At 41.4% G+C, this 13,926-nt stretch carries 7 protein-coding genes; 4 read left to right on the top strand and 3 right to left on the bottom strand.

What is annotated here, in order from left to right; all coding sequences use genetic code 11:
* The first annotated feature begins 3 nt into the window (after positions 1-3).
* Positions 4-1,239, top strand: coding sequence for an MFS transporter (locus BSCG_RS16540; RefSeq protein ID WP_008775731.1), 1,236 nt, complete (start codon positions 4-6; stop codon positions 1,237-1,239).
* Positions 1,240-1,683: 444 nt separating this feature from the next.
* Here BSCG_RS16540 and BSCG_RS16545 read toward each other — a convergent pair whose 3' ends face one another.
* Both BSCG_RS16545 and BSCG_RS16550 read right to left on the bottom strand, forming a co-directional pair.
* A complete protein-coding gene (locus tag BSCG_RS16545; RefSeq protein WP_008775730.1) occupies positions 1,684-2,214 on the bottom strand; it encodes a GNAT family N-acetyltransferase in 531 nt (176 codons plus the stop codon).
* A 114-nt stretch (positions 2,215-2,328) separates the two neighbouring features.
* On the bottom strand, positions 2,329-4,761 hold the full coding sequence (locus BSCG_RS16550; RefSeq protein WP_008775729.1) for an ATP-binding protein: 2,433 nt from the start codon (positions 4,759-4,761) through the stop codon (positions 2,329-2,331).
* Between the two features lie 219 nt (positions 4,762-4,980).
* Here BSCG_RS16550 and BSCG_RS16555 point away from each other — a divergent pair, with 219 nt between their 5' ends.
* The 3 genes from BSCG_RS16555 (at position 4,981) to BSCG_RS16565 (ending at position 13,154) form a co-directional block, all read left to right on the top strand.
* Positions 4,981-7,680 (top strand): hypothetical protein, encoded by a 2,700-nt coding sequence (locus BSCG_RS16555; RefSeq protein WP_032849468.1) that lies wholly within the window; start codon positions 4,981-4,983, stop codon positions 7,678-7,680.
* A gap of 202 nt (positions 7,681-7,882) precedes the next feature.
* A complete protein-coding gene (locus tag BSCG_RS16560; RefSeq protein WP_008775726.1) occupies positions 7,883-12,094 on the top strand; it encodes a malectin domain-containing carbohydrate-binding protein in 4,212 nt (1,403 codons plus the stop codon).
* Between the two features lie 214 nt (positions 12,095-12,308).
* Positions 12,309-13,154, top strand: coding sequence for a helix-turn-helix domain-containing protein (locus tag BSCG_RS16565; protein WP_004306159.1), 846 nt, complete (start codon positions 12,309-12,311; stop codon positions 13,152-13,154).
* Here BSCG_RS16565 and BSCG_RS16570 read toward each other — a convergent pair.
* A partial coding sequence (locus BSCG_RS16570) for a sensor histidine kinase (protein WP_032849467.1) occupies positions 13,151-13,926 on the bottom strand: 776 nt, incomplete at its 5' end. The two genes, BSCG_RS16565 and BSCG_RS16570, sit on opposite strands and share 4 nt — an antisense overlap.

Here is a 13,926-nt window from a genome sequence, read left to right as displayed (position 1 = left end):
ACCATGAAAAATAAAAATATTTATCCATGGGTAGTGGTTGCGTTGCTTTGGGTAGTAGCGTTGCTCAACTACATGGATAGACAGATGCTTTCTACAATGCAGGAAGCAATGAAAATAGATATTGTAGAGCTGACGAAGGCAGAAGCTTTCGGTACATTAATGGCAGTCTTTCTTTGGATTTACGGCTTTATGAGCCCGGTTGCCGGAATTATTGCAGACAGGCTTAGTCGTAAATGGTTAATCGTCGGAAGCTTGTTTGTTTGGTCGGCTGTAACATTCCTGATGGGATATGCCACGACGTTTGAGCAATTATATGGTTTGCGTGCAGTGATGGGGATTAGTGAAGCATTGTATATTCCTTCCGCTCTGTCCTTGATAGCGGATTGGCATCAGGACAAATCACGCTCATTGGCAATTGGAGTTCACATGACCGGACTGTATGTCGGTCAGGCAATCGGTGGGTTTGGAGCTACGGCAGCCGCTGCATTTTCCTGGCAGAGCACTTTTCACTGGTTTGGCATTGTAGGTATTGCTTATTCTGTGGTTCTTATCTTTTTCCTGCATGAGAATCCTGTCCGAATGAAAATAGAAAAAGTTGTTGCTAATGGCATTAGCAAGGGGAATTCAATTGGAAAAGGGCTATTACTGTTATTTTCAAATATTTCTTTTTGGGTGATATTATTTTATTTTGCGGCTCCAAGTTTACCGGGGTGGGCTACAAAAAACTGGTTACCAACGCTATTTGCGGAAAATCTGGATATTCCAATGTCACAGGCAGGGCCAATATCTACGATTACCATTGCTCTATCTTCATTTGTCGGAGTAATATTGGGAGGATTCTTGTCGGATAGATGGGTGCTGAAGAATATCCGCGGACGTGTCTATACAGGGGCAATTGGATTGGGGATGACCATCCCCGCACTGTTATTGCTAGGTTTCGGACATGGTTTCATTAGTGTAATAGGTGCAGGATTGTTATTCGGCATCGGTTTTGGTATTTTCGATGCCAACAATATGCCTATTCTATGCCAGTTCGTTTCTGCTAAATATAGAGGGACGGCATATGGTATTATGAATATGACAGGAGTTTTTGCAGGAGCTGCAGTAACTCAATTATTGGGAAAATGGACAGACGGTGGAAGTCTGGGCGAAGGATTTGCTATGCTCAGTATCGTCGTTGCGCTTGCATTAGGACTACAATTATACTTTTTAAGACCTAAAACGGATAATATGGAGTAATACAATGATGGTTATAGTTTGGGCTGTTATGAGTAATGAGAAGAAAAGAATATTAGTGTAAAGCTCATTTATCACCTCAAATGTATAGATATATTTGTGAATATTGTATTCGTACTATTCTTACTCTTAAACTGTTTTCTTTTTATTATACAGGATGCTAATGAATTCATTTTGCATTTTTAATAAATAATGAAACAGTTTATTATAAACGGGTCTTACATTTATAATAAACGATATTCGGGATAATTCACTAAGTAGACACGAATATATTAAACAAAATGGGGTGGAATCCGCAAAGATTCCACCCCATTTCTATTCTTTCAGACACATATTTATGTTTCTGAAAATTCTCTTTATGTCTTTATTTTTGTATATATCATATCTGTTGTCAGCTAATTGGTTATTGCAAATATACAAAATAAAAAGAGGAAAGTCAATAGCTCTTTAAAATTTGATGTGATACAACACATGTCTGCACAACGGATGTTCACCAGGGACAAGCGGATGATCGAATTCCCTCACTCGTTCCATTCTTATTTTCTGCATTACACGTTCTGACCGTTGGTTGAGGAGGGAAGTAAAAGAAAAGAGTTCTTTTATATCCGTTTTATTGCGCGTATACTCCAAGCATGCATTTGCAGCTTCAGGAGCATAACCCTGTCCCCAATATTCGTGTGCTAACCGCCAGCCTATTTCTATGCCCGGAGCAAAGTCAACATCAAATGTAATCTGATGTAGTCCGGTATAGCCCATAAAAGCATGATCTTCTTTTCGTTCTACGGCATACAAACCGAAGCCACAGGTTTGGAACTCATTTTGAATACGCTGATAAAAGGCAAATGATTCTTCCGATGACAATGAATTAAGAAAAAACTCCATCACATTCGGATCGGCATTCATACGGGCAAAAAACGGGATGTCTTCTTCTTTCCAGTCGCGGAGAATCAGACGGGGTGTTTCTATATACTTTTGCATAACTATGATAATAATAAAATGCAAAGGTACAATTCTTTTTCCTTATTGGAAGTTATTCGTTATTATAAGTATTAACCATCATTCATTGAATACCCCCTTTCACATATAGTCAGTCTAGTCAGCAGCGTGATACGGATGTGTAAACCAAAAACAGGAGCCTACTCCTTCGGTCGAATCCACGCCAATTTCTCCTCCCATTTGGGAAACAATGCTCTTACAGATAGAAAGTCCCAGTCCTGTACCCTGAACAAAAGTATTCAGCTTCACAAAACGTTCAAATACGCTCTTTTGCTTTTCTTCCGGTATTCCCATTCCGGTGTCGCGCACATAGAATTTTATTTTCTGATGGGATACTTGTTCATATCCCAGGGTGATACAGCCTTGTTGGGTGAACTTTAAGGCGTTATTTATAAAGTTACTGATTACTTGGGTGAATCTGTTTTTATCCGTATAGATATAACATTCCGGGAATGGTTCCTCAAAAATCAATTCAACACCTTTACTCACTTTCATACTCATTGATTTGATGATTTCAGCACACGTCTCATTTACATCCACATTGGTATATACAAAATTAAATGTTCCCGCTTCGATTTTCGAAAGATCGAGAATGTCCGATATCAGTTGTAAGAGAAGTTCGTTATTCTCTTGCACAATCTTAATGTATTCCTGCCGTTCGCTTCTGCTATCCGTTTCTGCCAGAAGACTGGAAAAGCCGACAATAGCATTGAGAGGAGTACGGATCTCATGGCTCATGTTAGCCAGGAAAGCCGATTTCAGACGATCCAGTTCTTCCGCTTTATCACGGGCAATAATCAATTTCTGTTCAGTTTCTTTCAAAGGCGTGATGTCATAATTGATACACAACATCTCAATAATGCCGTCTTGCGGACGATAATCTCTGACCATTACGTTAATGCTGGTCCATGTATATTTGCCATTCTCCCTGCATACACGAACTTCTTTACGCAAACTGGTTGCCTTTCCCGTTTTCACTTCACCTACAAAGTTTTTCAGAACAGCCTGATCTTCAGGAACCACATGTGCATATACTCCGATAACCTGTGGCATGGGAATACCTTCTTTCTCTCCCAAATTCCTGTACCATGTATCTTGGGCATATCCGTCTCTTGTCAATACATTGAAATGAGCAAATCCTACCTTGGCGTAATCACCGATGAGAAGAAACAGATTCTCAAACTCCTGTATCTTGGTGTATGCATTGGTCGTTTCCGTCGTATCTATATTGATAAACAGATAGTTGATAAATCGATTTTGAGAATCATAGAGAGCAGTAACTTTAGTGTTAAGATTAATAATCCCATTTCTCCGGCTATCTACATATTGATTTATTTTGGAGAAGTCATAATTGATGGAGAAATTTACATCTTCTTTCGCTCTCAATCTCTCTTTAACCTCTGAAGGAATATTGGGATTATCGAACAGATTAACTCCCAATGCCTCATTCTTGTCAGACAAGCCGAATATTTCAAGCTCTTTATCATTAATATCTACCAGATAACCGTCTTTGTCGTAAAGTTCGACGCCTGCCGGAAGATTCTTATAGATGTTTCTCAATATCTTCTCGCTGTTGTCCAAAGCTAGACGATCTTCTTTGGCTTGTAACTCCGACTTTCGCAATTCGATGCAAATACTGATAATATTAGCAAGGGAGGAGAAGCATTGATAATCCACATTGCTCCAGCTACGCTGCGTTCTTACCATATCAATTCCCATATAGCCCCATACCTCTTCTTTAGAGATTAGCGGAACTACCATCAGTGACTTGATATCCTGCATCTCCAACGTCTGACGATATTCCGCAGCTTCTTCGGGCATATCGTCCAGCGTGTTCAGTATGATAGCCCTTCTTTCAGCTATCTGATGATTCCACCAGGTAGAAGGGTCCCAGGGAATATTGCTCAAGAACTCCTGTTCCTTGGATATTCCTTCGGCGGTAACCTCATAAGTGCAATCCTGGCGTTGTTCTTTTCTGTTTATTTCGAAGATATAGATACGATCGCCCAAAAATTGGTGAAGAAGATCTCCTAATGTCTTGTTAACCACTTGAGCGACATCATCACATTGCAGAAAAGCAAGCAATGAATATGAAATATTAGTTTGTTGGTAAAGCAAATTGCTCACTTGAAAGAAATCAATGTTTCCATTCGTAGTATCGATCGGTCTGTCAATATATTGCAGAAAGCCTGTCATGTTCCTATATCCCTCTTTATCGGGCTTTTGGAAATTAATCTTAGAGTACACCCATATTTCCCCGTCTTTTGCCCGGATTGGGAACATTTGTTCGTATGTCTCCAGATAAGAAAGAGACATATATTCATTTTTAAGACGCAGTCGGTGGTCTTCACGTATTCTTTGGTGGAATTCGGTGAAACTGATGCGGTTACTTTCAAGGCCGAGTAAGTCAACAATAAAGTCAGAGCAGATATATTCTTTATTCTTCAAATCTGACTCCCACCATCCCATTTTGGCCATCTGTGCTATCTGAACGTATTTTTCATAGTCATAATTTGTTTGTTCTTTCATATTGTTTGCTCTTGTTTTCTGTTTTATATTATAAGACACTAGCCGGCAAAGATAAGCATAACTTTTAAATAATGAGGTGTTTGCATATCACAGCAGGATGAAAGTGGAAATTTGGTGCTGAAAAGTGGAAAAAGAGACGAATGAGTACAAACAGGGGATTATTTCGTCTTTCTCTTAGTGAAGAAATGAATTATATAATCTATAATATATATCAGAAGAATGAAAAATACCAGATTATTCATGTTTGCGGCATGCACACTTTTTTTGGCAGCGTGTGGCAGGCAAACCGTGAAGATTATGACTCCGCCGGATGCGTCAAATCGTGTTCTGTTTGGTGCGGAGCAGTTACAGACTACCTTGGATAAAGCCGGTTATCAGGTAATGATGCAACAGGGAGACACGACATTCTCCGATCCCGAAATCAAAACGATTCTGTTGACGGAAGTAAATGACACGACGCTCAAGAAAGAAGGTTTTCATATTTCGACGACGGGCAATCTGACCAAAGTGTCCGGCAGGGATGGGAGTGGTGTCATTTACGGATGCCGTGAACTGATTGACCGTGTGAATGATTCGGATGGTAAGTTGAACTTCCCGGAGGAACTGAAAGACGGTCCTGAAATGGTATTGCGTGGTGCATGTGTAGGATTACAGAAGATGACCTACCTGCCGGGACATGGTGTGTACGAATATCCGTATACGCCGGAAAGTTTCCCCTGGTTTTATGATAAAGAACAGTGGATTAAATACTTGGATATGTTGGTTGCCAACCGCATGAATTCGCTGTACCTTTGGAATGGCCATCCGTTTGCGTCATTGGTGAAACTGGAAGATTATCCGTTTGCACTGGAAGTAGATGAAGAAACCTTCAAAATGAATGAAGAAATGTTCTCTTTCCTCACGGAAGAAGCGGACAAGCGCGGTATCTTTGTCATACAGATGTTTTATAATATCATTCTTTCCAAACCTTTTGCTGAACATTACGGACTGAAAACACAGGACCGTAACCGTCCTATTACTCCTCTGATTGCCGATTATACACGCAAGAGTATTGCCGCTTTCATTGAAAAATATCCCAATGTAGGATTACTTGTTTGTTTGGGCGAAGCGATGTGTACAGTGGAGGACGATGTGGAATGGTTTACTAAAACAATTATTCCGGGAGTGAAAGACGGATTACAGGCATTGGGACGTACGGATGAACCGCCTCTTTTGTTGCGTGCGCACGACACGGACTGCAAACTGGTGATGGACGCTGCCTTGCCGCTCTATAAGAATCTTTATACGATGCATAAGTATAATGGTGAATCGTTGACTACCTACGAACCTCGTGGTCCCTGGTCGAAAATTCATACGGATTTGAGTTCGTTGGGTTCCATTCATATCAGTAACGTACATATCCTGGCAAATTTGGAACCGTTCCGCTGGGGTTCTCCGGATTTCGTACAAAAGGCGGTCACTGCCATGCACAATGTACACGGTGCCAATGCGTTGCACCTTTATCCGCAGGCTTCATATTGGGATTGGCCTTATACTGCTGATAAATTGCCGAACAATGAGCGAGAGTTCCAATTGGATCGTGACTGGATTTGGTATCAGACCTGGGGACGCTATGCGTGGAACTGCCATCGCGACCGTACAGATGAAATGGGTTACTGGAACCATCAGTTAGGCAAATTCTACGGAACATCTGACGAAAATGCAAGCAATATCCGTGTAGCTTATGAAGAAAGCGGTGAGATTGCTCCGAAGTTATTGCGTCGTTTCGGTATCACAGAAGGAAATCGCCAAACGTTATTGCTGGGTATGTTTATGAGTCAGCTTGTCAACCCGTACAAATATACGATCTATCCGGGATTCTATGAAAGTTGCGGACCGGAAGGGGAGAAGTTGATAGAGTATGTAGAGAAAGAATGGAAAAAGCAACCTCATGTAGGTGAAATGCCTTTGGATATTGTTGCTCAAGTAATAGAACATGGAGATAAAGCGGTAGCGGCTATCGATAAAGCAGCAGGTTCCGTCTCTTCAAATAAGGATGAATTTGCACGTTTGCAGAATGATATGAATTGTTATCGTGAATTTGCGTATGCGTTCAACCTGAAAGTGAAAGCTGCCAAACTGGTACTGGATTATCAATGGGGAAAAGAGATTAAGAATCTTGAAGAAGCTATTCCTTTGATGGAACAAAGCTTGGAACACTATCGCAAATTGGTGGAACTGACGAACGAACATTACTTGTACGCCAACAGTATGCAGACTGCCCAACGTCGTATTCCTATCGGTGGAGATGATGGAAAGAACAAGACTTGGAAAGAACTGCTGGTACACTATGAGAAGGAATTGGAGAATTTCAAAGCCAACCTCGCTTTGTTGAAAGAAAAACAGAATGGAAACGCAGTGACTGAAACTGTCGAGATTGCTGCCTGGACTCCTGCAAACGTGAAACTGATCTCTAATTATCCGACAGTGAAAGTAGATGAGGGTATTTCTTTATTTGTGGATGTTCCAGGTAAGATAGAAGCAGTAGCTCCGGAATTGAAAGGAATGAAGGCGCTCCGCTTTAATGGAAATGAGCAGAGAGAGAAAGGCACAAGCATCACTTTCGAAACGGATGCTCCGGTGAAATTGTTAGTCGCTTATTTCAAAGACGACCAGAAAAAGTATGCAAAAGCTCCGAAACTGGAAATCGATGCGTCAGCCAATGATTACGGTCAGGCGGAACCTGTATTGACGAATGCTGTCCGTATCAATGGAATGCCTTTGGCAAATGTGCATGCATATAGTTTTCCGGCTGGAAAGCATACGTTGATATTACCCAAAGGCTATCTGCAAGTGTTGGGATTCACGGCTGCAGAAACGAAAGTGCGTAATGCCGGGCTTGCCGGGGATGAAGAAACGATGGATTGGTTGTTTTATTAATGAGAATTTATATTTCACCACAGAGGACACGGAGGACACAGAGTTCTTCTCTCTCTTTTCCGCAAGTAAAACAGAGCGATACATACGATTATAAATACGTAAGACTCTTTGTTACTCTATAGTGGATAAAAATAATAAACCTCTGCGTCCTCCGTGTCCTCTGTGGTGAAATATTAAGTATTAAACGATTAGAAAAAGTATCATGAAGAAGTTATTGCTGGCAGTTTTTAGTATAGCCACCACTTTCTCTCTATATGCGCAACGGGAAGTTCCGCAAGAACGAATGGAGCAGATTTACGAGGAAGTAAAGACACCATACAAGTACGGGCTCGCAGTTGCCCCGGCAGACAATTATCATAAGATTGATTGTCCTACCGTTTTTCGCCAGGGAGACAAGTGGCTGATGACTTATGTGGTTTACAACGGCAAAGGTGGAACCGATGGTCGTGGTTACGAAACGTGGATAGCAGAAAGTGATAATTTGCTCGAATGGCGCACTTTGGGACGGATTCTTTCTTATCGGGATGAAAAATGGGACTGCAATCAGCGTGGCGGATTTCCTGCATTGCCGGATATGGAATGGGGTGGAAGCTATGAGCTTCAGACTTATAAAGGTCGCCATTGGATGACTTATATCGGCGGTGAAGGAACAGGCTACGAAGCTGTAAAAGCTCCGCTTTATGTCGGACTGGCATGGACGAAAGGAGATATTTCTACGGCACATGAATGGGAATCTCTGGACAAACCGATTTTGAGCATCCATGATAAAGATGCCCAATGGTGGGAAAAACTGACTCAATATAAGAGTACCGTTTATTGGGATAAAGATAAAACATTGGGAGCTCCGTTTGTGATGTATTACAACGCGGGCGGGCATCATCCGGAAACGAATTTAAAGGGCGAACGTGTCGGCATTGCGCTTTCCAAAGATATGAAAACATGGAAACGCTACTCCGGAAATCCGGTCTTTGCGCATGAAGCTGATGGAACCATTACAGGAGATGCGCATATCCAAAAGATGGGAGATGTGTATGTGATGTTTTATTTCTCTGCTTTTGAACCTTCGCGTAAATATAAAGCATTCAATACATTTGCCGCCAGCTATGATTTAGTGAACTGGACCGACTGGAAAGGGGCCGACCTGATTATCCCCTCCAAGAACTACGATGAACTGTTTGCTCATAAGAGCTATGTGGTGAAACATGACGGAGTGGTTTATCATTTCTATTGTGCGGTAAACAACGCAGAGCAACGTGGCATTGCCATTGCTACCAGTAAGCCGATGGGACGTTCGGCTGTCCGTTTCCCGAAACCGGAAATCAAGAACCGCCGGCAAATTATTGAATTAAATGAAGGCTGGAAAACTTGGAGAGTTGAGAATGGAAAGTTGAGAGTTGAGAGTGAAAAGACTGTGAATATACCTCATAACTGGGATGATTATTATGGGTATCGTCAATTGACTCATGGCAATCTTCACGGAACCGTTCTTTACAAAAAGGACTTCACCCTCAACAACTCTCAATTCTCAACTCTCAACTCTCAACTTAAAAAATATTTCCTTCGCTTTGAAGGAGTGGGTACATACGCCACCATTACAGTGAACGGAAAGGACTTCGGTCGTCATCCCATAGGGCGCACTACGTTGACTTTGGATGTCACAGATGAATTGAAACAGGGAGTAAATCGCCTGGAAGTGAAAGCCGAGCATCCTGAAATGATTGCCGATATGCCTTGGGTATGTGGAGGATGTTCATCGGAATGGGGATTCAGTGAGGGTTCCCAACCGTTAGGTATCTTCCGTCCTGTGGTATTGGAAGTAACGGATGAGATTCGCATAGAACCTTTCGGTGTACATATTTGGAATGACGAAAAGGCTGCTAACGTATTTGTAGAAACAGAGGTTAAGAATTATAGTAAAACAACAGAAACGGTAGAGTTAGTCAATAAACTAAGCAATGCCGATGGAAAACAAGTTTTCCGTTTGGTTGAAAAAGTAACTTTAGCTCCGGGAGAAATGAAAGTGATTCGCCAGCAGGCTCCTGTTGAGAATCCTGTCTTGTGGAATACAGAAAATCCATATCTCTATAAATTGGCTAGCATGATTAAGCGCGATACGAAGACAACGGATGAAATTTCGACACCCTTCGGTATTCGTACCATTAGCTGGCCGGTAAAACGAAACGATGGAGACGGACGTTTTTACCTGAATGGAAAGCCGGTGTTTATCAATGGAGTATGTGAGTATGAGCATCAGTTCGGACAAAGCCATGCGTTCAGTAATGAACAGGTTGCCGCAAGGGTAAAACAGATACGTGCAGCCGGTTTCAATGCGTTCCGGGATGCTCATCAGCCCCATCATCTCGATTATCAAAAATACTGGGATGAAGAGGGAATCTTGTTTTGGACACAATTTTCCGCCCACGTGTGGTATGACACTCCGGAGTTTCGTGAGAACTTTAAAAAGTTGCTTCGTCAATGGGTGAAAGAACGTCGTAATTCTCCGTCAGTGGTGATGTGGGGATTGCAGAATGAAAGCACTTTGCCTCGTGAGTTTGCACAGGAGTGCAGTGATATTATTCGGGAGATGGATCCGACTGCAAAGACAATGCGTGTCATAACAACCTGTAATGGCGGTGAGGGTACAGACTGGAATGTGATTCAAAATTGGAGTGGTACGTATGGAGGAGATGTGACGAAATACGGTCGTGAGCTCTCTCAAGCAAACCAATTGTTGAACGGAGAATATGGAGCGTGGAGAAGCATCGACCTACATACGGAGCCGGGAGATTTCCAGGTGAACGGAGTGTGGAGTGAAGACCGTATGTGTCAGCTGATGGAAACTAAAATCCGTTTGGCAGAACAGGCTAAAGATAGTGTTTGCGGACAATTCCAATGGATATACAGCAGTCATGACAATCCCGGACGCCGCCAACCGGATGAAGCGTATCGCAAGATAGATAAAGTAGGTCCGTTCAATTATAAAGGATTGGTTACTCCGTGGGAAGAACCGTTGGACGTATATTATATGTATCGCGCCAACTATGTTCCGGCTGCAAAAGACCCGATGGTTTACCTGGTATCACATACATGGGCCAACCGCTTTGAAAAAGGACGTCGCCGTGCCACTATCGAGGCTTACAGCAATTGTGATTCTGTATTGCTATACAACGATCTGACAAATGAAAAGGAAACCTTCCTCGGACGTAAAAAGAACAACGGAACAGGCACTCATTTTATGTGGGAAAACCGGGATATTCGTTATAACGTGCTTCGTGCAGTAGGCTATTATAAAGGTAAACCGGTGGCAGAAGACCTGATCCTATTGAATGGCCTGGAACAAGCCCCTAACTTCGAACTTCTTTATCAGGATGATAAAAAGATATTGAAAGGAGAGGCAGGATATAATTATCTGTATCGTCTCAACTGTGGAGGGGATGATTATACAGATAGTTTCGGACAGTTATGGTTGCAGGACAATACGAATTATTCCCGTTCATGGGCGGAGAATTTCAAGGACCTGAATCCTTATCTTGCCAGTCAACGTACCACCAATGATCCGATTCGCGGCACTCGTGACTGGACGTTATTCCAATATTTCCGCTTCGGACGTCATCAGCTGGAATATCGTTTCCCTGTGGCAGACGGAACATATCGTATTGAACTGTATTTCACAGAGCCTTGGCATGGCACGGGCGGAAGCGCTTCTGCCGACTGTGAAGGACTGCGCATATTCGATGTTGCCGTGAATGATTCTGTTGTATTAGATGACTTGGATATTTGGGCTGAAAGCGGTCACGATGGAGTTTGTAAGAAAGTGGTATATGCCACAGTGAAAGGTGGGATGTTGAAAATTCATTTCCCGGAAGTGAAAGCAGGACAAGCCTTGATTTCAGGCATTGCTATCGCCAGCACAGATCAGGAACTGAAACCGAAGATATTCCCTGCATCCGGTTGGAGTTGGGAAAAGGCGGATAAAGAAGTGATGGAAAAGACTCTGAAAGAGTTACTTCCGGAAGATAAAAATACTCGTGTCAGTATATCATACGGAGCGGAAATGGCTGTACTGAAAGGCAAATTCCAAAAGAAAGAACATCGCAAACAGTTCGGAGTGTTTTTTGGTAAAGGAAAAAGCAACAGCATTGAATGGAATGTTTCTACCGGGTTGGCACAAGTGTACGCCCTTCGCTTTAAATATATGAACACTACCGGAAAACCAATACCTGTCTTGATGAAATTCATTGATTCAAAAGGAGTAGTATTGAAAGAGGACGTATTGAACTTCCCGGAAACACCGGATAAATGGAAGATGATGAGCACCACTACCGGAACCTTTATCAATGCCGGACATTACAAAGTATTACTTTCGGCAGAAAATATGGACGGTCTGGCATTCGATGCATTGGATGTTCAATAAGTTTTTTAGAAAAACACACATATAAACAGAAAAATAGAAGCGGGACATTAAGAAGTTTGAATATACTTCCGGTGTCCTGCTTTTCATATTCTGATACTTTCTTATAAATAAAATATAGATGTTATTTTTTTAAGATTCGATGTTCTGATTTTAATTATTCGAGGGAGAAACTTCAAATAATCCCTATATTTGAAATCAAAAACAAAATAACACAATGGAGAGCGATTTACCTAATTTTGATTTGCCGTCTGATTATATGGTTGGAGAAGGGTATGGGATAAATTTATTAAAAAGGTATAAAAACTTTCCTTGCAGGGTAAAAGCCGGTTTTTTCATTCTTTGTGTAAAAGGGATAATGCAAACGACAATCAATGGGAATCTTCAAAATATTGGTGAAAATGATTTGATAACCTTACCGCCCGGATATTTTATGGAAATTCTTGATTTTTCACCGGATATTCATATCTATTATGCCGGGTTCTCATCCGGATTCATAGAGGGTATAAATCTAATGAAGTCTACAGAACATCTTCTCCCTATAATTATGGAAAATCCGATAATAAGATTATCTCCATTGCAGGCTTGCAGTTATAAAATGTTCTATGAATCGTCAATTCTTTCGTATGCTTCTCCAAAAACATTGGCAAACAAGGAAATAGTAAAGGCGGTTCTTACCATGTTCCTTCAGGGAGCCACTGAAATCTATAAAATGCAAAATAACTTGTATTTATCTTCCCAGTCAAGAAAGTACGAGATTTATCAGGAATTTTTGCAATTGGTCATGAAATATTATACTATTCATCACGGAACCTCTTTTTATGCCGAACATCTAGGACTTAGCTTGCCGCATTTCTGTTCAACAATAAAAAAGGTTGCAGGAAACACTCCTTTAGAAGTCATAGCTTCCATCATTCTGATGGATGCCAAATCCCGGCTGAAGTCAACCAATGAACCGGTGAAGAATATAGCCTTATCTTTGGGATTTAATAATATCTCTTTCTTCAATAAGTTTTTTAAGCAACATACGGGTGTTACCCCACAGGAATACAGAGGACATTAAGCTTCCACCGGCTGTTTTTCGAGTGGTAATGTAACGGTAAAACGGCTGCCTCTTCCTACTTCCGATACAACAGAAATACTCCCTTGCAGATGTTCTACAATCGTTTTGCAGATAGAGAGTCCCAACCCCGTACCCTGCTTGAAAGTATTGACTTTATAAAAACGGTCGAATATTTCTTTCTGGCATTCTTGGGGAATACCTTCCCCCGTATCCTCCACAAACAGACAAACTGAATCGTCATTTTCCGGATTAACCATAAAACCGAAATGAATATATCCTTCTTCTGTAAATTTCCGGGCATTATTTATGAAATTGCATATTACTTGTTTCAAGCGTGTAGCGTCAGTAGTTATGTAAATATCATCATCCGGCAAGACTGCTTTTATTTCGATTTCCGGCACATTTTTCACGACCTGCTCTTTCTCTATATCCTTCATTATGGATTTGAGGGAGTAATTGGAATAAGTAAACTTGATAGTGTTTGATTCAATCTTGGACAAATCAAGTATATCGTCAATCAATCGTACTAAATGTTCGCTATTGATGCTGATTAGTCGCACGAAATCGGCACGTTCCTCTTCACTTAACTCATCATAAGTAGAACCTATAACATCAGAAAAGCCGACTATTGCATTCAGCGGCGTACGGATTTCATGACTCATATTGGCTAAAAATGCCATTTTAAGACGATCGCTTTCTTCTGCTTTTTTACGTGCCTCGATTAAGGTGTTTTCTATGTCTTTATATTCCTGAATACTCAAGCAGATTCCCA

The organism is Bacteroides sp. 2_2_4 (assembly GCF_000157055.1).
Lineage (GTDB): Bacteria > Bacteroidota > Bacteroidia > Bacteroidales > Bacteroidaceae > Bacteroides > Bacteroides ovatus.
The sequence above is the reverse complement of the archived record's forward strand: the minus strand, read 5'-3'. Positions and strand labels throughout refer to the sequence as shown.